Here is a 23,128-nt window from a genome sequence, read left to right on the forward strand (position 1 = left end):
CCGTGCGCCTCCAGGTACAAAAATGCCCGCTCCAGCTCGACTTGCCGTGCCCTTCCGCCCGACGCTTCTCGCCCTGCTGTGCTCCCTGACCATCACCGCCCACGCCGCTGAAGACGACAACAAAGCGCTGTTGCTGGACGACGTCAACGTCAACGCTCAAGCCCCGACGCCAAACGCCCAGCCCCCGGTCTATTCCGGTGGTCAGGTCGCACGCGGCGGCCAGTTGGGCGTGCTCGGCAATCAAGACATGATGGACGTACCGTTCAGCGCCGCGTCCTACACCGAGCAACTGATCCAGGATCAGCAAGCCGAAGACGTCGCCGATGTGCTGCTTAACGATTCGTCGGTGCGTCAGGCTTCCGGTTTTTCCAACCAGGCGCAGATTTTCATGATCCGCGGCCTGCCGCTGACCGGCGACGACATTTCCTATAACGGCCTGTACGGCGTGCTGCCACGGCAGATCATTTCCACCGACGCCCTGGAGCGCGTCGAAGTGTTCAAAGGCCCGAACGCCTTCATCAACGGCGTGACCCCGACCGGTTCCGGCATCGGCGGCGGCGTCAACCTGCAGCCCAAGCGCGCCGGCGACGAGCCGCTGCGCCGCTACACCACCGACATCAACAGTGAAGGCCGCGTCGGTCATCACTTCGATATCGGCCAGCGATTTGGCGAAGACAACCGCTTCGGCGCGCGGATCAACCTGGCCCAGCGCGAAGGCGACACCGGCATCGATCACGAAAACCAGCGTTCGAAACTGTTCGCCATCGGCCTCGATTATCGCGGCGACGCGCTGCGTCTCTCCGGCGACTTTGCCTATCAGAAAGAACGTGTGAACGGTGGCCGCAACTCGGTCAACCTCGGCAACGCCACGCACATTCCGGACGCGCCATCGGCGGACACCAACTACGCGCCGAAGTGGGGCTACACCGACATCGAAGACACCTTCGGCATGCTTCGCGCCGAATATGACCTGAACGACAACTGGACCGCCTACGCTGCCGGTGGCGCCAAGCACACCCGCGAAGTCGGGCGCTACAACTCGACTACGCTGGTCGGCAACAACGGTGCTTCGGTCACGACCGGCTCGTTCATTCCCCACGACGAAGACAACACCAGTGTCATGGCCGGCCTCAACGGCAAGTTCAACACCGGCGTCGTCAGCCACAAACTGAATTTTGGCCTGACCGGCATCTGGGCCGAACAGCGCAGCGCCTACGATTTCGACCTGACCAAATACGCCAACAACATCTACCACCCGGTGCAAACGCCTGCGCCGGTCGGCAACTTCTCCGGTGGCGACCTGAACGATCCGGGCATTGTCGGCAAAACCTTCAACCGCAGCATCGCGCTGTCCGACACCCTCGGTTTCTTTGACGATAGCCTGCTGATCACCGCCGGCCTGCGTCGCCAGCAACTGGTCGTCCAGGGCTACAACTACGCCAGTTACGGCAGCGGCGGGCGCAAGTCCAGTTACGACGAATCGATCACCACGCCGGTGTACGGCATCGTGTTCAAACCGTGGGATCACGTGTCGTTCTACGCCAACCACATCGAAGGTCTGGCGCAAGGCCCGACCTCGCCCACTACGTCCGGCAATCGCGTGGTGGTCAACGGCAACGAAGTCTACGCACCGGCACGTTCCAAGCAGACCGAAGCCGGCGTGAAGGTCGACATGGGCACCTACGGTGCGAGCCTGGGCGTTTATCGCATCGAGCAGCCGAGCAACGGCTATTCGGAAATCATCGACGCCAATACCTCGCGGTATGTGCGTGAGGGTGAGCAGGTCAACAAAGGCGTGGAAATGAACGTGTTCGGCGAACCGGTCAGCGGCCTGCGCCTGATCAGCGGTCTGACCCTGATGGACACCGAACTGAAGAACACCCAGAACGGCGCCAACGACGGCAACCGAGCGATCGGCGTGCCGACCTTCCAGTTCAACGCCGGCGCCGACTGGGACGTGCCGGGCTTGCAAGGCGTGGCGCTGAATGCGCGGATGCTGCGCACCGGTGGCCAGTACGCGGACGCGGCGAACAACCTCAGCCTGCCGACCTGGAACCGCTTCGACGCCGGCGCGCGTTATGCCTTCAAGGTGTCGGAGAAAGACGTGACGTTGCGTCTGGGCGTGGAGAACCTGGCGAACAAGAAGTACTGGGAATCGGCTCAGGGTGGTTATCTGACTCAGGGCGAACCGCGAGTGGCGAAGTTATCGGGCACCATCGACTTCTAAGCGTCACGCCATCGTAAAAAAGGCCTCGCAGCTTCATGGCTGCGGGGCTTTTTTGTTTTTGTAGCGTTTGATAAGGCTCCTTCGCGAGCAAGCCCGCTCCCACAGGGGAACTCATTTCAATGTGGGAGCGGGCTTGCTCGCGAAGGGGCCGCAACTGGCTACCCTTTACATCTGATCCATACTTGCTGCACAGCCAAAGGAGGACAGGCCCATGAACCGCAGCGACGTACTGATCATCGGCGCCGGCCCCACCGGACTGGTGCTGGCTCTGTGGCTGAGCAAACTGGGCGTGCGCGTGCGCATCCTCGATAAAACCTCGGCGCCCGGCACCACTTCACGGGCGCTGGCGGTACAGGCGCGCACGCTGGAGTTGTATCGGCAACTGGATCTCGCTGACACCATCGTGCGCAACGGCCATCGTGTTGCGGCAGCCAATTTCTGGGTCAACGGCAAACCGGTCGCGCAGTTGCCGCTCAACCGCATCGGCGAAGGCCTGACCCCTTACTCGTTCGTTGAGATTTTCCCGCAGGACGAGCACGAACGGTTGCTGATCGATCGCCTCGAAGACTACGGCGTCAGCGTCGAGCGCAACACCACGCTGGAGAGTTTCGAAGAAACCGGCGACGGCCTCACCGCCCATCTGCGCCTGCCCGATGGCGAGCAGGAAATCTGTCAGGCCTGCTATCTGGCTGGCTGTGACGGTGCCCGCTCGGTGGTACGCAAATCCCTCGACGCCGGATTCCCCGGCGGCACTTACCAGCAGATTTTCTACGTCGCAGACGTCAAGGCCAGCGGCCCGGCAATGAACGGCGAGCTGCACCTGGATCTGGATGAAGCGGATTTTCTCGCGGTATTCCCGTTGGCCGGCGAAGGCCGCGCGCGATTGATCGGCACCGTGCGTGACGAGCGCGCCGAGCGAGCCGAAACCCTGGAATTCTCCGACGTCAGCAGCCGCGCCATCGAACACCTGAAAGTGCACATCGAAGACGTCCATTGGTTTTCCACGTACCGCGTGCATCACCGCGTGGCTGAACACTTTCGCAGCGGCCGGGCGTTTCTGCTTGGCGACGCCGCCCACGTGCACAGCCCGGCGGGCGGTCAGGGCATGAACACCGGCATTGGCGATGCGATCAATCTGGCGTGGAAACTCGCCGCCGTCCTCAGCGGCGCGGCCACCACCAAACTGCTCGACAGCTACGAAACCGAACGCATCGCCTTCGCCCGCAAACTGGTGTCGACCACTGACAAAGTCTTCAGCTTCGTCACCGCCGAGGGGCGCATGGCTGATCTGCTGCGCATGCGTGTGGCACCGTTTCTGATTCCGAAAATGGCCTCATTCGAAGCGAGTCGCGAATTCCTCTTTCGCACCGTTTCACAGGTCACCCTCAACTACCGCGGCATGCCGCTCAGTCAGGGCGCGGCCGGCCACGTGCACGGCGGCGACCGTTTGCCGTGGGCGCATGACGGTGAAGGGGATAATTACGATCCGCTGCGCCAGCCGTGCTGGCAAGTGCATGTGTACGGTGACACCAGCGACGAGATGATCCAGTGGTGCAACGAGCATCATCTGCCGCTGCATGTGTTCGACTGGCGACCGGCGTTTGAATCGGCGGGACTGGGGCGCAACGGCTTCTACCTGCTGCGCCCGGATACTTACGTGGCGATCGCCGAGACCAGTGCGGATCCGAAGGTGATCGAACGGTATTTCCGTGATCACGGGATCCGGCCGTACTTTAATTGTCCCTGACAACCACCGTTCAAATTGTGGGAGTGGGCTTGCTCACGAAAGCGTCGTGTCAGTCAGCCAGTCTGTGCCTGACATACCGTCTTCGCGAGCAAGCCCGTTCCCACAGGGGTGATGCGTTGGACGTCAGATCCCGGCCAGGGCCAGGTCCATCGCAAAATACGTGAAGATCAAATCCGCCCCTGCGCGCTTGATCGCGCCAAGGCTTTCACGCACCACGCGATCCTCATCAATCGCTCCGGCCTGTGCGCCGAACTTGATCATCGCGTACTCGCCGCTGACCTGGTACGCCGACAGCGGCAGGTTCGAGGCCTCACGAATGTCGCGGATGATGTCCAGATACGCGCCGGCCGGTTTGACCATCAGCGCATCGGCGCCTTCCTGCTCGTCAAGCAGCGATTCACGCAGGGCTTCGCGGCGGTTCATCGGGTTCATCTGATAGCTTTTACGATCGCCCTTGAGCGCGCTGCCGCCGGCCTCGCGGAACGGGCCGTAGAGCGCCGAAGCGAATTTGGTCGAATACGCCATGATCGGAATCTGCGTGAAACCTGCCGCGTCGAGGGCCTGACGTATCGCCCGCACCTGGCCGTCCATCGCCGCCGACGGTGCAATCACGTCGGCACCTGCACGGGCGGCGGCAACGGCTTGCTTGCCGAGGTTGATCAGGGTCTGGTCGTTGTCCACTTCATGGTTGTGCATCACGCCGCAATGGCCGTGATCGGTGTATTCGCAGAAGCAGGTGTCGGACATCACGATCATTTCCGGCACGGCATCCTTGGCGATGCGCGACATGCGCGAAACCAGACCGTTTTCACGCCAGGTGTCGCTGCCGTTGGCGTCCAGATGATGGGAAACGCCGAAAGTCATCACCGATTTGATGCCGGCGCGGGCATAGCGCTCGATCTCGCCGGCCAGTTTGCGCTCGGGAATACGCATCACGCCGGGCATGCTTTTGATCGGCACGAAATCGTCGATCTCTTCCTCGACGAAAATCGGCAGCACCAGGTCATTCAGGCTGAACTCGGTTTCCTGGAACAGGCTGCGCAGGCTCGCATTGCGGCGCAGACGGCGGGGACGTGCTTCGGGGAACTGACTGGACATGGGGTCTTTCCTGAAAACGGGCAGATGAGACGAAAGTCGTAGGGGGCGAAGCTTATGCCTTGCAGCAGGTGAGGTACAAACCTGGATCAATCAAGAGTGCATTACCGGGCACGCAATAATCCCTGCGCCAAATACATACCCCCTTGTGGGAGCGGGCTTGCTCGCGAAGGCGTCATGTCAGTCAGCTTATTGATTACTGACACACCGCTTTCGCGAGCAAGCTCGCTCCCACAAGGAACAGGCGTGCAGCCCGAAGACTATGACGGGATGGTCAGGCCTCGAACAACCGCCGGGCGGGCGAGAAAGCGCTCCAGCACACGGGTGACATTCGGGAAGTCCTTGATACCGACCAGGTCGCCCGCCTCGTAGAACCCGATCAGGTTGCGTACCCACGGAAACGTGGCGATGTCGGCGATGGTGTAGCGCTCACCCATGATCCAGTCGCGGCCTTCCAGGCGGGTGTCGAGCACCTTGAGCAGGCGTTTGCTTTCATCGACGTAGCGATCACGCGGACGCTTGTCCTCGTAGTCCTTGCCAGCGAATTTATTGAAGAAACCGAGTTGGCCGAACATCGGGCCGATGCCGCCCATCTGGAACATCAGCCACTGAATGGTTTCGTAGCGCAGCGCGCCTTCCTGGGCCAGCAACTGACCGCTCTTGTCGGCGAGATAAATCAGGATCGCGCCGGACTCGAACAGCGGCAGCGGCTGGTCTTGCGGGCCGTGGGGGTCGAGGATCGCCGGGATCTTGTTGTTCGGGTTCAGCGACAGAAACTCAGGGGACAACTGGTCGTGCGTGTCGAAACCGACGCGATGCGGCTCATACGGCAGGCCGATCTCTTCAAGCATGATCGAGACTTTGACGCCGTTGGGGGTCGGCAAGGAGTAGAGCTGAATCCAGTCAGGGTACTGCGCCGGCCATTTCTGGGTGATCGGGAACGCGGACAGATCGGTCATGGGAAGCATCCAGTCACAAATTAAAGGCCTGAGCATAATCCAGGATCATCCGCTCCAGCTCAGGTTCTTTTCAGCGATGCCCTCGGGCTTACTTAAATCCGCAACATCCTGTCGCTAACCTGCGCCCAAGCCGTCAACGGTTGCCGCTAAAGTGCCGCGCACTTGTGCGAATCGAACCATCCGGCCTCAGAGGACTCTGAGTTAAGCCTTTCGCAAGGGAAGCGCAACACGACAGGGAAAACACCCGGGGCTGGGAGCCGGTGGTGTAGAGGTTTGTCAGCCTTAACCGAATTTGCTGAAGAACCTTTGATGTCATGACGAACCTTTTGCGTTTCGCCAAACGTTTCAAACACCGCGCGTATGTGGCCCTGCCTTCCCTGCTGGCCGTCAGCGCATTGTTTCTGTCCCTCGAATCCAGCGAAAGCCGCGCACAACCGGTGGACGGCACTCAGACGCTGGTATTTCTGCGCCATGCGGAGAAACCGGAGGGTGGCCTCGGCCAGCTCAACTGTCAGGGCCTGAACCGCGCGATTGATCTGTCGACCCTGCTGCCGGAAAAATTCGGCAAGGCCGATTACGTCTTCGCCGCCAACCCGACGCGCAATGTCGAGGAAGGCGAACTGGACAATTCCTACAGCTACATTCGCCCGCTGATGACCATCAGCCCGGCCGCGATCAAGCTTGGATTGCCGGTGAACATCGAGTTTTCCGCCAACGACACCAGTGATCTGGCGCGCGAACTGCTCGAAGACAAGTACCACAACTCGACGATTTACACGGCGTGGTCCCACGGTTATCTGCCGGAACTGATCAACAAAGTGGCCGGCAAAGCCGTCGGCGAAAAGCAGACCATCACCCAGGACTGGCCCGGTGGCGATTTTGACTCGCTGTATGTGCTGACCCTGACCTGGCACAACGGCAAGGCCAGTTTGCAGAGCCACAGCTACAAGCAAGGGCTGGACAATGGCAAGGCGACTTGCCCGACCTGATTACTGTGCGGCCTGCCCCCACAAGGAATTTGTATTCCACGCAAATCCAATGTGGGAGCGGGCTTGCTCGCGAAGAGGCCAGCCGCTACCCCCTCAAAGATGCTGACTCACCCGCTCGCGCAGATACTCAAGCACCGCCCCACGCTCCCCCGCGAACTCGATCCGCCCGCCCTTCTTCTCGCGCTGAAACACATACATCGGGTCGTAATACTCGCGCAGCAACCCTTCGATCCAGCCCCGGTGCAGATCCACCACGCCACTGCGCCCCTGCTCGGCCAACGCCTCTTCCATCAGGATCAGCATCCGCCGATGGCGCTCGCCACCGAGACGTTTCTGCACGTTGTTCAGACTGTCGAGCAAACGCTCGGCAAACAAGGCAAAACCCTGTTCGCCATGCACCTGTGAAAATTCCGCCGACAGATCCACCACGTAATCTCGCAGGATCCGCTCGACGCGATCCTCAAAGCTGTCTTCCAGCCAGACCATCGGGTACTGCTGCATGCCCTGATACAGCGGCAGCGGCAAGGCGCAGCTGCCCACGACCCGGCTCTCGTCCTCCAGCACGAATTGCCCGATACCGGCAGCGCGCTTCTTGAGAATGTCGATGGCCAGACGGTTTTCGAAATCGATGTTCGACGGCTGCCCGGTGGCGCGTTTGCCGAAGCTTGAGCCGCGATGATTGGCGTGGCCTTCCAGGTCCAGACCGTTGCGCAGCTGCACCAGCACTTCGGTCTTGCCAGTGCCGGTCATGCCGCCAAGCAAGACGAAATCGCACTGTGCGATGGCTTGCTCAAGCGTGTCGATGAGGAAGTTGCGCATCGCCTTGTAGCCACCGCCGATGCGCGGGTAGTCGATGCCCGCCTCGTCGCGCAGCCACTGTTGCGTGATCTGCGAACGCAGGCCGCCACGAAAGCAATAGAGATAACCGTCAGGGTGGGCCCGGGCGAAATCGGTCCAGGCCTGGATGCGCTCGGCCTTCACCGCGCCGGACACCAGTTGATGACCCAGTTCGATGGCGGCCTGTTGCCCGTGCTGCTTGTAACAGGTGCCGATTTTCTGCCGCTCGATGTCATTCATCAGCGGCAGATTGATCACGCCGGGAAACGCGCCTTTGTGAAATTCGACTGGCGCACGGGCGTCCATCAGCGGTCGGTCGTTGAGGAAAATATCGCGGTAATCGGTGCAGTCGCGGAGCATCAAATCACCTCGACTGCGTTCGTCTGTCGCTCAACCAGCTCGCCGATTGGCGCCAGGTTCAGGCCCAGATCTGCGGCCACGGCGAGGAATTCTTCATTGCCTTCAGGGGTGACGGCAATCAACAGACCGCCGCTGGTTTGCGGGTCGCAGAGCACACGTTTGTGCAGCTCCTGCACCCGGCCGACCTTGCTTGAATAACTGTCGAAATTGCGCAACGTCCCGCCGGGTACGCAGCCCTGATCGAGGTAATACTCGACGCTCTCCAGACGCGGTACGCGATCGTAATGAATGCGCGCTGTGAGCTGGCTGCCGTCGGCCATTTCGACCAGATGCCCGAGGAGGCCGAAACCGGTGACGTCGGTCATCGCGGTGACGCCGGCGAGTTTGCCGAAGCGGCTGCCGGGCTTGTTCAGGGTGCACATCCAGTCGCGGGCGACACCGACGTCGCTGTGACGCAGTTTGCCTTTTTTCTCCGCCGTGGTGAGGATGCCGATGCCCAGCGGTTTGGTCAGATACAACAGGCAACCGGCGGTCGCGGTGTCGTTGCGTTTCATGTGGCGCTTTTCCACCAGCCCGGTGACGGCGAGGCCGAAGATCGGCTCCGGCGCATCGATCGAATGCCCACCCGCCAACGGAATGCCCGCTGCGTCACACACCGCACGGCCACCGCGAATCACTTCGCGCGCCACCTCCGGCGCCAGCACATTGACCGGCCAGCCGAGGATCGCAATCGCCATCAACGGATCGCCACCCATCGCATAGATATCGCTGATCGCATTCGTCGCGGCGATACGGCCGAAGTCGAACGGATCATCGACGATCGGCATGAAGAAGTCGGTGGTCGACACCACACCGCGCTCGGCATCGATCTCGTACACCGCGGCGTCATCACGCGAGGCATTGCCGACCCACAGTTTCGGATCAAGGTTCTGCGCCCCGCTGCCAGCCAGAATCACTTCCAGTACCTGCGGAGAAATCTTGCAGCCGCAACCGGCGCCGTGGCTGTATTGGGTCAGACGAATCGGCTCGCTCATGGGGGAGTCTCTGGCTAGGGAATGTGGCGGATTCTAGCAGAGCGCGAGGTTGGCGATTCTTGTGCTGATACTCAGAGCCTGCTTGCGAAGGCAATCGAGGCGAAAGTCCTGAATGTAGAAAACTCAAGATCAAAAGATCGCAGCCTGCGGCAGCTCCTACATAGAGAATCGCGTTTCTCTGTAGGAACTGCCGCAGGCTGCGATCTTTTGCTCAAACAAAAAAAACCGCCCTGACGGGCGGCTAAAAGGTGCTTCGACCCTACTCAGAAGCCAAGGCTGAAGCTGACAGTCATGGCGTGGTCGTTGCTGTCGTTCGACAGTTGTCCCGAATAGCCGATACCAAGTTTGCCGGTCGGGCTGATCTGGAAGTCCACACCCGCTTCGACGATGGCGCTGTCCTTGGCAATCGGCACACCTTGGGTGCTGAACGAGGCGCCGCCGTCGATGAAGGTCAGGTCGGCGTCAGGCTTGGTGTCGCCGAACGCGTGTCGCCAGCCGATCGCCGCGCGCGGGGTGAATTGCCCGCCGTTGCTCAGGGTGATGACTTTGCCGGCCCGCACGCCGAGGGTCGAGAAGGTGATGTCCTGATCGGCATCGGCCTCCAGGCGCCCTACGCCGCCCTTTTCCTTGGCCTTGTCGGTGTCGTAGTTGACGTAGGCCAGACCCGCGAACGGTTCCAGGGCAATGCCGGCGGCATCAATGGTGTAACCGACTTCACCGAACACTTGGGCGCTGCGTGCATCGTAATTGGCCTTCAAGCGGTCGTTGTAGCTGCCGACGCTGACGTTGCGTTTGGTCTCGATATCGTGCCAGCTGTATGCCGCGCCGAGGCGCACCGCCAGTGCGTCGAATTGCGAGTTGAGGTACGCCGCCAGGTGGTAGCTCTCGACCGTGGCATCCGAGCGACGATCATGGGCGTCGAGGTCGCTGCGGGTGTAACCGGCGGCCATGCCCACGCGCCACTGGTCATCGATTTGCTTGTCGGTGCCGAGCATGAAGCCGCTGAGGTTACGGTCGAGTTTCGCGGTGTTGCTGTCGCCGTCCGATTCGCCCCAGGCACCGAGTGCCCGCGCCCAGCCGACCATTTCGCCTTGGCAACCGTTGCTGCTCAATTGGTTGTCGCTCGGCGCCAGCGCCCGACGCGGATCATCCGCAGCGCTGCACGATGGCTGACGCATGCGGTCATTGACCGCGTCGCGCACGTAACGCGAGTCTTCAAGAATCGCGCTGGCCGTGCTGGCGTGGATTTCCCCGGACAGACTGTCGAAGGCATTGCGCGCACCGGCCACGCTGAGGTTGACGATTTCATTCTGCAACGCTGCACCGGCGGCGCCGTTACGCGACAGTGCTGAAGCTGCAGCGCGCTGGTTCTTCGTCGCGGCGACATCGGCGAACGAATTGCCGTTGCGGCTGACCGCGAGGGTCACCGAATCGGCTCCGTAAATCAGCGAACTGTCGAGGAACGCGTATTGCGGCAGATTGGTGCTGCTGAACGTGCCGGTGACGCCGCCGCCCGCCGTGATCAGCGAGTACACGGTGTTGCCGGTGAACGGTGCCAGCGAGTTGACCTGCAAGCCACCGCTCAGTGCCGCCGTGCCACCGACCGCCAACGGTGTCGCCGTCGGCGAACTGATGGTCAGCGCCAGCACGCCGTCAGCGGCGTTGGTCAGGTTGCCCGCGACGCTCAGGGTGCCAGCCTCGGCGCCCGAGGCCACCACACCGTGGTTGACCACCGAACCGACGCTGCCGTTACCGCTCAGACCGGCGCCGTTGGCGACAGTCACTTGCCCGCCCAACGATGCCCGCGCAGACCGGCTGCCGACTTGCAGTACGCCTTGATCCACTGACACGGTGCCGCTGAACGGCTGATCACCGGTCAACAGCAAGGTCCCGGTGCCGCGTTTGAGCATCGCACCAAGACCACGCAGCGTGCCGTTGAACTGGCCGTTGGCGGTCTGCTGGAACACCAGCGAAGCGTTGTTGAGGATGTTGCCTTGCAGGCTCGTGGTGTTGCCGATCAGCGTACCGCCGCTGACGGTGGTGCCACCGCTGTAGGTGTTGGCGCCACTCAGCACCAGCGTGCCGGAGTCGAGTTTTTCGATGCCGCCGGTGCCCACCAGCGGCACGGAGATTTCCGCACTGCCCCCGGCATTGACTCGTACCGGCGCCAGGCTGCCGTCCGCACCGTTGACCGGGGTCAGCGTGCCACCCGCGCCAGGCACCAGACTGTAGCCACTGGCAAGGAATTGCAGGCCGGTGAAATTCTGATTGCCCTGCACAGTGACTGTCCCGGCCTGGCCGCCAAAAACGGCGAACTGACCATTGGAAGCCAGCGCCTGGGTGCCGGTCGGATCGGTCCAGTTGGTATTTGGCCCCCACACGCCGTTGCCGCCATCGATGCTGCCATCCGGATTGGTGGTGCCGCCGTTCCAGAACTGCACCTCACCCGGCGTGCCTTGCACCAGAAGATTGATCTGATTGGCGATGGCGGTTTGCAGGGTCAGGTTGGCGGCCGACACCGGCAGGCTGCCGTAGACCAGACCGTTGTCGGTCAGGCTGCCGCCGTAGCTGAACAGTTGATAGACGCCAGTGCCAAAGCCCCCGGCGTTGCTGATGTTCAGCGTGCCGTCGAGGGTCAAGTTGCCAGCGACGTTGACCACGGTGGTGGAACTGGTCGCCGAGCCGAGGCTGAAGTCCAGATTTGTGCCCGAGGACAACGCCAGCGAACCGACCGACAACGGCGTCGCCGTGCCACCACCGAGCAATGTCGCGCCGCTGGCCAGTTGCAGCGCCCCGCCGAGCTGCCCGCCACCACCGATTTTCGCGCCGCTGGCGACGTCGACGTTGGCGCTGTCGAGCACACCGTTGACGATCAGATTGCCGGCCTGCACCGAAGTGTTGCCGGTGAAGGTGTTGTTGCCGGTCAGCAGCAATTGACCGCTGCCGGTTTTGTTCAGCGTGCCGGTGCCGGTGAGGTTGCCGGTGTAGCTGCCGTCGGCGTTCTGTTCGAAAGTCAGCGCCGCGTTGTTGACGATTGCGCCTTGCAGGCTGCTGGTGTCGCCGCGCGTGCTGCCACCGTTCAGCGTGGTGCCACCGCTGTAGGTGTTGGCGCCGCTGAGTACCAGATCACCCGTGCCGTTTTTCAGCAGACTGCCAGTGCCGGTAATCGCGCCGATCAGGCTGGTGTTTTGGTTGCCGGCGAGCGTCAGTTGCGCGCCGAGGTTGATGGCGTTGGCCAGTTGCAGTGCCGAAGTGCTGTCGAGGCTGCCGTTGCCGGTCACGTTGAGCGCACCGCTGCTGAGTGCGCTGTTGTTGCCGAGGATCAACGTGCCGCCAGCGAGTTGGGTACCGCCGCTGTAGATGTTGCTGCCGTTAAGGGTCAGGCTCGAAGCACCGGTCTTGATCAGACTGCCGCTGCCGCTGACCACGCCACCGAGGGTCAAGGCGTTGGAGCCGGCGACGGTGAGTCCGCCATTGAGCACCACATCGTTGGCCAGGCTGACCGCCGTGTTGCTGTCCAGCGCCGTGCCGTTGGCGGCGGTCAACACACCGGTGCCGAGTGCCGCGTTGTTGCCGACCACGATTTTGCCGCCATTGAGCGCGGTGCCGCCGGTGTAACCGTTGGCGGCGTTGAGCACCAAAGTGCCGGTGTCGTATTTGCCGAGGGTGCCGGCACCGTTGAGCGCGACACCAATGGTGGCGGTGGCATTCGGGTCGACCCGCACGGTCGCATTGCCCAGCGAACCGTTGACCAGATTCAGCGATCCCGCCGTGCCGTTTTGCAGGCTGTAGCCATCGGTGACGAACTGCATGCCAGTGATGGTTTGCGCGCCGTTGACCGTGACCGTGCCCGCCGTGCCCTGGAACACTGCGAAGTTGTTGGTCCAGGCCTGGTTGGTCGTGCCGTTGACGTCGGTCCAGTTGGTGCCGCCGGTGCCCCACGTGCCGCTGCCGCCATCGACCGAACCGTTGGCGACGAGTTGGTTGCCGTCCCAGAACTGCACGGTAACGCCCGGTGCGGTGACCAGCAGGTTGATCTGGTTGGCCAGCGCGGTTTGCAGGGTCAGGTCGCCCGGGGTGACGCTGCCCGGCACGGTGCCGATCAGCATGCCGTTGTCGGTCAGACCGCCGGTGTAGTTGATCAACCGGTACACGCCGCTGCCGAAACCGCCGATGTCGCTGACGTTGAGGGTGCCGTCGAGGGTCAGGTTGCCGCCGACATTGACCAGCGCGTTGCCGCCACCGGACACCGGAGTACCGAGGCCCACATCGAAGTTGGCGTTGGCGTTGAACACCAGCGAATTCACTGACAGGGTGCTGCCAGTAGCGCCGGCCAGATGACCGCCGTCCGCCACGGTGACTGCCCCGCCCAACGAACCGCTGCCGGCCAGCGTACCGCCGCTGTTGACCAGCACGCTGGCACTGTCGAGCGAGCCGTTGACGTTCAAGGTGCCGGCGTTAACGGTGGTGTTACCGGTCAGACTGTTGATGCCGGTCAGGGTCAGCGTACCGGTGCCAAGTTTGCTCAGTTCGCCGGTGCCGGTGAGCACGCCGTCGAAAATGCTGCTGGCGTTGTTGCCGCCGATGCTCAGCGTGTTACCGCCGCCGATCAGCGCGGTACCGCTGCCGGTCAGGCTGGCGAGGCTGCCCGAACCGCCGAGGTTCAGCGTCGCCGCAGCGCCGAGATTGACCCCGGCGTTGCTGCCCAGTGCCGAGTTGCCCAGCGTGGTCAGGCTGCCGGACTGCACATCGAAGGTGCCGCTGAAGGTGTTGTTGCCGGACAGCGTCAGGTCGGCCAGACCGTTCTTGGTCACGGTGCCCGCCCCGGCGATCACACCGCCGAGGGTCAGGTTGTTGTTGCCTGCGAAACTGAGGTTGGCATTGACGTTGACGTTGTTGGCCAGCACCAGCGGCGCAGTGGTGTCGAGGGTCGATGTGCCCGCCACGGTCACCGCGCCGGAGCCCAGGCCCGCCGAGGTGCCGAGGGTCACGGTGCCGGCGTTCAGCGTGGTACCGCCGCTGTAGCTGTTGATACCGTTGAGGGTCAGGTTGGAGGCGCCATTCTTGATCAGTCCGCCCGTGCCGCTGACCACGCCGCTGAGGGCTACGTCGCTGTTTCCGGTGTTGGTCAGGTTGGCGTTGAGCACCACGTTGTTGCCCAGCGACACCGAAGTGTTGCTGTCCAGCGCCGAGGCACCGGCCACGGTCAGGTTGCCCAGACCGAGCGCACCGTTGCTGCCGGCGGTCAGGGTGCCGGCATTCAGGGTCACGCCGCCGAGGAAGTTGTTGGCCCCGCTCAGGATCAGGTTGGCCGCGCCATTCTTGGTCAGGCTGCCGGCACCGTTGATGGCTCCGCTGAGGGTCAGATCGTTGCTGCCGACGATGCCGAGGTTGCCCGCCAGGTTGATGGCGTTGCCTGCCGTGAAGGCGCCGCTGGCATCCAGCGTGGTGCCGTTCGCCGCGTTCAAAGTGGCAGAACCCAGCGCGCTGTTCGACGCGAGAACCAGACCGCCCGCGTTCAGTGCCACCGGCCCGAGGAAGGCGTTGTTGCCACCGAGGGTCAGGCTGGCCGAACCGTTCTTGATCAAGCCGCCAGTGCCGGAAATGACACCATTGAGGGTCAGCGCATTGCTGCCGAGCACGGTCAGGTTGCCGTTCAGGGTGGCGGCGTTGGCCAGGGTCACCGCGGTGTTGCTGTCCAGTTGCGTACCGGCATTGGCGATCAACGCGCCGGTGCCCAGTGCGCTGTTGCTGCCGACCACCAGCGTGCCGCCATCCAGTTGCGTACCGCCGGTGTAGCTGTTGGCGCCGTTGAGCACCAGAGTGCCGGCATCGAGTTTGTTGAGGATGCCGCTGCCGTCGATGTTCACACCGACCGTGGCGGTCACGCCCGGATCAACCCGCATCGCCGTGGTCCCGCCGCTGCCGTTGACGGCGGTCAGCAGACCCGACGTGCCGTTGACCACGTTGTAGCCATCGGTGAGGAATTGCATCCCGGTGAACAGCTGCGTGCCGTTGACCGACACCGTGCCCGCCGTGCCCTGGAACACTGCGAAGTCGCCGGCCCAGGTCTGGTTCAGCGTGCCGTTGGAATTGGTCCAGTTGGTGCCGCCGGCATTCCACGTGCCAGTGCCGCCATCCACCGTACCGTTGGGGATGGTCTGGCTGCCGTCCCAGAAACGCAGGTTGGTATTCGGCGCCGACACGATCAGATTCACCTGATTACCCAAGGTCTGCACGAGGATGTCGCCGAGGCCATAACCCACCGGCACACCGGCCACGGTCAGGCCGTTGTCGGTCAGCGCGCCGATGTAGTTGAACAGGCGATAGACACCGACACCGAAACCGCCGGCATCGGTGACATTAAGGTTACCGTCGAGGGTCAGGTTGCCGCCGATGTTCATCAGCGAAGAGGTCGATGGCGTGGCGAGGCTCGCGTCGACATTACTGTTGGCGGTGAGAATCAGCGACGAGGTCGACAAGGTATTGCCCGAAGACAACGCCAGATGACCGCCGCTGTTGACGGTGATGAAGCCAAGCGCCGAACCGGTACCTGTGAGGGTCGCACCGTTGTTGACGTTGAGCTGGGAACTGGCCAGGGAACCGGTGAGGTTCAGCGTACCGCCGTTGACGTTGGTGTTGCCGGTGATGCCGCTGTTGCCGGTGAGGTTCAGCGTCCCGGTACCGACTTTGGTCAGCGCACCGCTGCCACCGAGGTCGCCGTCGAAGGTGCTGGTGCTGTTCACGCCGCCCACGGTCAGGGTATTGCCGCCGGCAATCTGCACACTGCCGCTGCCGCTTAAGCCATTGAGGCTAGCGCTGCTGTTGAGATAGAGATTGGCACCGGCGCTGATGTTGGCGCCGGAGGTGTTGCCCAGCGCCCCGCTGCTCACGGTGGTGACGCTGCCGGACGCGATGTTCAGCGCACCGGTGAAGGTGTTGTTGCCGCTGAGCGTCAGGTCGCCGAAGCCGTCCTTGGTCAGGCTGCCGGCGCCATCGATCACGCCGCTGAGGTTCAAGGTGTTGCTGCCGGCCAGGGTCAGGCCGGCATTGAGGGTGATGTTGTTACCGACGCTCATGCCGGTGCTGGTATCCAGCGTCGAAGCGCCGCCGACGGTCAGACCGCCACTGCCCAACGCAGCGGCCGAACCCAGGGTCAGCGTACCGGCGTTGAGCGTGGAGCCACCGCTGAAGGTGTTGGTGCCGTTGACGGTCAGGTTGGCCGCACCGTTTTTGATCAACTGACCAGCGCCGCTGATCACACCGCCGAGGGTCAGGTTCTGGGTGCCGCCGACGCTCAGCGCCGCATTCAGCACGACCGCATTGGCCAGGCTGGCCAGCGGCGAACTGCTGTCCAGCGTCGCCGCGCCGCCGACGGTCAAGGCACCGGTGCCGAGTGCCGAGCTGTTGCCGACGGTCACCGTACCGGCGTTCAGAGTCGTGCCGCCGGCGTAGGTATTGGTGCCATTCAGATTGAGATTGGCCGCGCCGTTTTTCACCAGGCTCCCGGCTCCGGCGACGGTGCCGGTGAGGGTCAGGTCTGCGCTGCCGCCGATGTTCATGGCGCCGGCGAGGTTGACCTGGTTGCCCAAAGTGACGGCAGTGTTGGTATCCAGCGTGGTGCCGGCCGCTGCGTTCAATGCGCCGCTGCCGATCGCGGTATTGCTGCCGACAATCAGCTTGCCGACGTTCAGCGCGGTGTTGCCGAAGTAGGTGTTGGCGCCGTTGAGGATCAGGTCGGCGGGGCCGCTTTTGGTCAGGCCGCCGACACCGGAAACCACACCCGCGAGCGTCAGCGCGTTGCTGCCGCCGATGGTCACGTTGCCACCGAGGTTGACGTTGTTGGCCAGGCTCGTCGCGGTGCTGGCGTCCAGTGTGGTGGTGTTGCCGGCGTTGAGGATGCCGGTGCCGAGGGCGGTGTTGGAACCGACGACCAGTGTCCCGGCGTTCAGCGACGTAGAGCCGGTGTAGGTGTTGTTGCCGGTCAGGGTCAGGGTCGAGGAGCCGGTCTTGATCAGGTTGCTGCCGCCGCTGATCACGCCGCCGAGGGTCAGCGGGTTGGCGCCGCCGGCGGTGAGGTTGGAGTTGAGTGCAATCGCATTGTTCAGCGTCACGTTGGCGCTGCTGTTGAGCGTTGCGCCCGCACCGCCCACGGTCAGCGTGCCGGTGCCGAGTGCCGCGCCGTTGCCGACGGTCAGGCTGCCAGCGTTGAGTGCGGTGCCGCCAGTGAAGGTGTTGGCACCGTTGAGGGTCAGGTTGGCCGTGCCGTTCTTGATCAACTGGCTGGCGCCGCTGAGCACGCCGCCCAGGATCATGCCGTTGCTGCCGCCGATGGCCAGGTTGCCGTTGAGGGCGACGTTGTTGTTCAGAATGACCGAAGTGTTGCTGTCGAGGGTCGCGGCGCTGGCGACAGTCAGGGCGCCGCTGCCCAGAGCGGCGGCGTTGCCGACGGTCAGGGTGCCGGCGTTCAGGGTGGTGCCGCCGCTGAAGGTGTTGGCGCCGTTGAGAATCAGGTTGGCCGCGCCGTTCTTGGTCAGTCCGCCGCTGCCGCTGACTACGCCGCCGAGGGTGATGTTGGCATTGCCGGCGATGTTCAGGTTGCCGCCGAGGGCGACCGCGTTGCCCAGCGAAACGGTGGTGCTGGCGTCGAGGGTGGTGCCCGCCGCCGTGGTCAGTGCGCCGGTACCCAGCGCGGTGTTGGAGCCGACAATCAGCGTCCCGCTGTTCAGCGCGGTGCCGCCGGAGAAAGTGTTGTTGCCGCTGAGGGTCAGGTTCGCGGTGCCGCCCTTGAGCAGGTTGCCGGCGCCGCTGATGACACCGCTCAGGCCCAGCGCCTGGGTGCCGCCGATGGTCAGCCCGCCTGCCAGCGCCACTGCGTTGGCCAGGGTCACGGCGGTGGTCGCATCCAGCGTGGTGCCGGCCGCCGCGTTCAAGGCGCCCGTGCCGAGGGCGGTGTTGCTGCCGACGAGCAAACTGCCGCCGTTGAGCGCGGTGGTGCCGCTGTTGGTGTTGTTGCCGGTCAGGGTCAGGCTGGCGCTGCCGCTTTTGGTGATCGCGCCGGTGCCGGAGACGATGCCGGCCAGGGTCAGGGCATTGCTGCCGAGCACGTTCAGCGCACCGGTGATGCCGACGTTGTTGGCCAGGGTCACGTTGCCGGTGCTGTCGAGGCTGGTGCCGTTGCTGGTATTGAGGACACCGGTACCCAGTGCGTTGTTGTTGCCGACGCGCAAGGTGCCGGCGCTGAGGCTGGTGATCCCGGTGTAGGTGTTGATGCCGTTTAGGGTCAGGCTGCCGCTGCCGGTTTTGGTCAGGTTGGCGGCGCCGCTGATCACCCCGCCCAGGGTCAGCGCACCGGTGCCGGTCGCGGTCAGGGTGCTGTTGAGCGTGATCGCGTTCGCCAGCGAAATCGGCGCCGTCGCCGAGATGCTCGAAGAGCCGCCGACCGTGATGCCGCCGGTGCTGAACGCCGAGTTGTTGCCTACCAGCACTATGCCGCCGTTGAGCACGGTGTTGCCGGAGTAAGTGTTGATGCCGTTGAGGTTGATCTGGCCGCTACCGATCTTGGTCAGGCCGCCCGTGCCGGAGATCACACCGTTGAGGGTCATGCCGTTGATGCCCTGCAGAGTCAGGCCAGTCCCGCCCAGGTTGATCTGATTGGCCAGCGTCAAACCGGCATTGCTGGCCTGGAGAATCCCGCCGTTGGACGTCAGTACACCGCTGCCGAACGCCGCGTTGTCGTTGAACTGCGCGACACCGCCGTTGAGCGTGGTCGCGCCGCTGACCAGTGGTCCCTGCAAGGTCCAGGTGCCGCTGTTGAGGGTCAGGTTGTTGAAGTTGACGTAGGTCGCACTTGAAGCCGTGCCGGTGCCGGTGGTGCCGCCGCCGAGACCGATCGGGTTTTGCAGGATCAGCGTGTTGGTACCGGCCGCGCCGCCATCGATCGTCCCGGTCGGAGCGAAGGTCAGATTGACACCGATCAGGCCACCGAGGCCGACAGAAACTTGCACGCCGTCACCGACGTTAACGCTTGAACCGGTGATTGCGTAGAAGGTGTTGGTGCTGCCCGCCCCCATCGACACGCCGCCCGTGATGTTACCGGCGTTGGTGAAGGTGTTGCCCGCCACCGACGTCTCGAACGCGACCCGGCCGTTGATCGTGCCGGTGGCGCTGTTGGTCATGTTGACTTGCGAACCGCCATACACCCCGACCACTGGCGTATCGGCCAGGGTGATGCCGCCGACCGACAGCCCGGTCGAGGTAATCGTGCCGTCGTTGGTGATGGTCGTGGTGCCCGACACCGAGTTGTTCACGGCAATCCCCAGACCGTCGATGCTGGTCAGGTTGAGGCCGAGCAACATGCCGGTGCCGCGAATGAGCCCGGTGGTGTTGTTGGCGATGCTCACCGTGCTGGTCGCGCCGGTGCCGATGAACGCGCCGCCACTGAGGATCGAGACCAGGCCGAGCAAGGCCGGGTCGAGGGTGCCGGAGTTGTTCAGGTTGATATTGGCCCCGGTCAGGTTGATCACCTTGCCACCCAGCGTCGCGTTCATCTGCGCGCCGTTGGTGACGTTGACCGTCAGGCCGCTGGTGGCACTGCTGTAGTCATTGAGAAACAGCGGCAGGGTCGGAACGCCCGAACAGGTAATCGTGGAGCCCGCCGCCGAGCAGGTGGCGAACGCCTGCTCGCTGACCCCACCGAACAGAAGTCCGACGACGCTCAGATGCACAGCAAGGGACAGTGGGGAAAAACGCGAAACGAGGGCGACACCAAACCTTGCTTCCACGGGCTACTCCTTGTCGTGGCCAATTTCTTCCTTGAAGGCGCGCAGAGCCGTGCTTATTCCACACGCGAATCAAGACTGCGACGGTCATCACAAAACCGCTGATTGGGGACAAAGCTAGTAGACGCCCAGCAATGGGGCACGGATTAAATGGTGTTAATACTTTAATACTAGGCCTGTCTAAACCGGGGCTTTCAGCCAGTAAACGCGGGAATTTGGCTGCACATGATTATCCCTGTGGGAGCGGGCTCGCTCGCGAAAGCGGTGTTCCTGTGCCGATGTGTTGCCTGACCTGACGCCTTTGCGAGCAAGCCCACTCCCACACGGGAAATTCACCGCAACAGAGAAACTGGTACGGCTTGTGCAAACGTTTGCGAACCGTCAATCTCGGCATTTTCGTAACAAAACCATACAGACCCGCAGAATCCGGGCCTTGATCCGCAAAAAAGGACTTTGAATGCACGCTGCTCCCCTTCTTCGTGCGCCGTTTGCGCGCGCGTTTGCTGTTTCCCTGCTACTGACCGGCGTTACCGGACTTCTCAGCCACAGCGCCCTCGCCCAACCCGTACTGCCGGAGGAGTCCGCTCAGGGTGAAGCCCTCAGCCCCGAAGCCAGTCCACCGAAAAAAGGTGCGTACCTGTCGGACTGGTACAACCAGGATCTGATGCTGATCGGCAGCAAAGACATCAGCTTCGGCCCGCAACCGGCCGACGATATCTATCTGGAATATGAGTACTTTGGCCGCAAGGGGCCGTTCGAACTGTACGGCTACGTCGACATTCCGAAGATCTTCAACATCGGCAACAGTCACGACAAAGGCGTGTGGGATCACGGCTCGCCGGTGTTCATGGAGCACGAACCGCGCATCTCCATCGACTACCTTGCCGGCCGCAGCCTGGCCATCGGCCCGTTCAAAGAATGGTACGTCGCGTTCGACTGGATCTACGACCACGGCAGCCGCAAGGAAAACCGCGCCAACACCCTCTACAGCGGCTTCGGCACCGACATCGACACCCATTCACGGGTCAATCTGTCGGCCAACCTGTACGGGCGTTATCAGTGGGAAAACTACGGTGCGAGCAACGAGTACTCGTGGGACGGCTACCGTGCGCAGCTCAAATACATCGTGCCGATCGACAAATTCAGCAACGGCGCGTCGCTGACCTACATCGGCTTCACCAACTTCGATTTCGGCTCCGACATCCACAAGGACAACCCCGCACGCACCGCCAACGCGACAGTCGCAACCAACGTCTTGCTGTACTCGTTCACCCATTTGCGCTTCACCCTGGTGGGGCGTTACTTCCACAACGGCGGCAACTGGGAGGACGGCAGCGAGCTGAACTTCGGCGATGGCAATTTCCGTGCGCGGTCGAACGGGTGGGGTTACTACGCGGGTGTCGGTTACCAGTTCTAACCAGAATCCGGCATCACAAAAAACCACTGTGGGAGCGGGCTTGCTCGCGAAAGCGATGTGTCAGGCAGCATTTGTTTCACTGACACCACGCCTTCGCGAGCAAGCCCGCTTACACCATTTGGATGTGTGGCGTATCAGGGAATGAGGATGACCTTGTCGCCGCTGCCCTGGTTGACGTCGGCGTAGCGCGCCAGACCTTCGGCCAGCGGGGCTTCCACCAGGCCTTGCGGCAATGGCAGCAAGTCTTCATCGAAGAAGCGCCCGAACTGGTCCAGCATCGCCGCGCATTCTGCGACGCCGTACAGCAACGAGTTGATGCCGACCAGCGAACCGCCCTTGCGGTACAGCGCCAGTGCCGGCAGTTGCACATGCCCGTCCACGGGCGCAGCAATGATCGCGATGCGCCCGAATGCTGCCAGCGCCGGCACCGAGGCCGGGAGCCAGAAACCGGTGGTGTCGAAAATCACATCGGCGCCGCCGCGATACACCGCGTTGACCTGCGCGCCGAGGTCTTCGGGTTTATCCAATTGAATCGTCTGATAACCCTGCGCCTGCAAATCCTTGACCTGCTCGGGGCGGCGCGCCGCCGCCAATAATTGCGCGCCGCGCACTTTCGCCAGTGCCAATGCCGCCGTGGCCACTGCGCCGCCACCGATCACCAGCAAGCGGGTTTCAGCAGTTACAAGGCTGCGTTCCAGCGCATCCCACGCTGTGGTGTACGGCACGCCGAGGCTGGCCGCCTGGGCAAAACTCAAGTGCGCCGGTTTGTGCGCCACGCCGTTGGCCGGCAGTTTGACGAATTGCGCGTGAGAACCGTCGGCGAAGAAGCCCAGTTCACGCCCGGTGCCCCAGACTTCCTGACCGATCAGGGTCTGCGGCCCCTCGACCACCACACCGGCGAAATCGCGACCGGGAATGCGTGGCAACGTGGTGTAGGGGAAGCGCCCGAGGACATTTTTCACATCGCTGGGGTTAAGGCCTGCCGACTTAATCTCGACCAGCACTTCATCGGCGCCGGGCGTCGGCGTCGGCACGTCAACAAAGTGCAGGGAAGACAGGTCGCCGGTTTGATCGAATTGCAGTGCTTTCATGGATGCATCCACCGAAGGAGAAAGAGGAAACTCAGGACAGCCAGCCCGCCACCAGTTGCCGGCCCATCGGCCACAACTGCTCACCGGCCAACATGCCGAGCAGGCCAACCAAAGCAATCGCCGGTGGCGCTGGAGAGCGAAAATCCAGCGCGCCGTAGAGCAGACCGACGCCGAGGCCGATGGCCAGCGAAATCAGGTAGTTCATGGGGAAACTCCGCCGCATAAAGGGAATGGGCAGAGTTTAGGGAGTGGATTGAATGGGTACCGGCCAAGGACTTCTGAATTTCGGCCAAATCCACCGAAATGACCGAAAAGTCCTGTGGGAGCTGGCTGCCAGCTCCCACAGGTTTAGTGCGGGTTGAAGAAATAGCGTTATTACATCGTGAATTGCGAAGGCGCGACGCCCAGTTCACGGCGGAACATGTCGCTGAAACTGCTCGGCGAATAACCCAGCTCACGGGCAATGACACTGACCGCCACGCCCTGAATCAACTCGGCCACCGCCGTCGCCAGTTGCACCTGCCGCCGCCATTCGGCAAAACCCATACCGAGACTGTCCTTGAACAACCGTGCCAGTGTGCGCACACTGGC

Annotated in this window: 12 protein-coding genes; 4 read left to right on the forward strand and 8 right to left on the reverse strand. The window is 62.8% G+C overall.

From position 1 onward, the window contains the following. Positions 1-22 precede the first annotated feature (22 nt). Positions 23-2,227, forward strand: coding sequence for a TonB-dependent receptor (locus F2P67_RS27030; RefSeq protein WP_166226208.1), 2,205 nt, complete (start codon positions 23-25; stop codon positions 2,225-2,227). A 211-nt stretch (positions 2,228-2,438) separates the two neighbouring features. Continuing rightward, positions 2,439-3,974: an FAD-dependent oxidoreductase gene (locus F2P67_RS27035; RefSeq protein WP_166226211.1), complete on the forward strand. Its 1,536-nt coding sequence runs from the start codon at positions 2,439-2,441 to the stop codon at positions 3,972-3,974. A gap of 123 nt (positions 3,975-4,097) precedes the next feature. On the opposite strand, the gene hemB is transcribed toward F2P67_RS27035, so the two are convergent. Next, a complete protein-coding gene (hemB, locus tag F2P67_RS27040) occupies positions 4,098-5,072 on the reverse strand; it encodes a porphobilinogen synthase (RefSeq protein ID WP_166226214.1) in 975 nt (324 codons plus the stop codon). Between the two features lie 257 nt (positions 5,073-5,329). Beyond that, a complete protein-coding gene (locus F2P67_RS27045) occupies positions 5,330-6,028 on the reverse strand; it encodes a glutathione S-transferase family protein (protein ID WP_166226217.1) in 699 nt (232 codons plus the stop codon). 314 nt (positions 6,029-6,342) lie between these two features. On the opposite strand from F2P67_RS27045, the gene F2P67_RS27050 reads away from it, so the two are divergent. Further along, positions 6,343-7,017 carry a histidine phosphatase family protein gene (locus tag F2P67_RS27050; RefSeq protein WP_166226220.1) on the forward strand — a complete coding sequence of 225 codons (675 nt, stop codon included), beginning with the start codon at positions 6,343-6,345 and terminating at the stop codon, positions 7,015-7,017. Between the two features lie 93 nt (positions 7,018-7,110). Here the strand turns inward: F2P67_RS27050 and mnmH are convergent, their stop codons facing one another. From mnmH to F2P67_RS27065, 3 genes are all read right to left on the reverse strand, one after another. Continuing rightward, positions 7,111-8,214, reverse strand: a complete 1,104-nt coding sequence (mnmH, locus tag F2P67_RS27055) for a tRNA 2-selenouridine(34) synthase MnmH (protein ID WP_166226223.1) — start codon at positions 8,212-8,214, stop codon at positions 7,111-7,113. Continuing rightward, on the reverse strand, positions 8,214-9,248 hold the full coding sequence (selD, locus tag F2P67_RS27060) for a selenide, water dikinase SelD (RefSeq protein WP_166226227.1): 1,035 nt from the start codon (positions 9,246-9,248) through the stop codon (positions 8,214-8,216). The genes mnmH and selD overlap by 1 nt, the downstream gene beginning before the upstream one ends. A 263-nt stretch (positions 9,249-9,511) precedes the next feature. Continuing rightward, positions 9,512-20,032 carry an autotransporter-associated beta strand repeat-containing protein gene (locus tag F2P67_RS27065; protein ID WP_166226230.1) on the reverse strand — a complete coding sequence of 3,507 codons (10,521 nt, stop codon included), beginning with the start codon at positions 20,030-20,032 and terminating at the stop codon, positions 9,512-9,514. 454 nt (positions 20,033-20,486) lie between these two features. Here F2P67_RS27065 and F2P67_RS27070 point away from each other — a divergent pair, with 454 nt between their 5' ends. Beyond that, positions 20,487-21,446, forward strand: coding sequence for a nucleoside-specific channel-forming protein Tsx (locus F2P67_RS27070; protein ID WP_166226233.1), 960 nt, complete (start codon positions 20,487-20,489; stop codon positions 21,444-21,446). Positions 21,447-21,580: 134 nt separating this feature from the next. Here F2P67_RS27070 and F2P67_RS27075 read toward each other — a convergent pair whose 3' ends face one another. The 3 genes from F2P67_RS27075 to F2P67_RS27085 form a co-directional block, all read right to left on the reverse strand. Then, positions 21,581-22,537, reverse strand: coding sequence for a quinone oxidoreductase family protein (locus F2P67_RS27075; protein ID WP_166226236.1), 957 nt, complete (start codon positions 22,535-22,537; stop codon positions 21,581-21,583). A 31-nt stretch (positions 22,538-22,568) separates the two neighbouring features. Next, positions 22,569-22,742 carry a DUF1427 family protein gene (locus tag F2P67_RS27080; protein ID WP_007969534.1) on the reverse strand — a complete coding sequence of 58 codons (174 nt, stop codon included), beginning with the start codon at positions 22,740-22,742 and terminating at the stop codon, positions 22,569-22,571. A gap of 170 nt (positions 22,743-22,912) precedes the next feature. Beyond that, a partial coding sequence (locus F2P67_RS27085; RefSeq protein ID WP_166226238.1) for a helix-turn-helix transcriptional regulator occupies positions 22,913-23,128 on the reverse strand: 216 nt, incomplete at its 5' end.

It is taken from the genome of Pseudomonas atagonensis (assembly GCF_011369485.1).
Taxonomy (GTDB): domain Bacteria; phylum Pseudomonadota; class Gammaproteobacteria; order Pseudomonadales; family Pseudomonadaceae; genus Aquipseudomonas; species Aquipseudomonas atagonensis.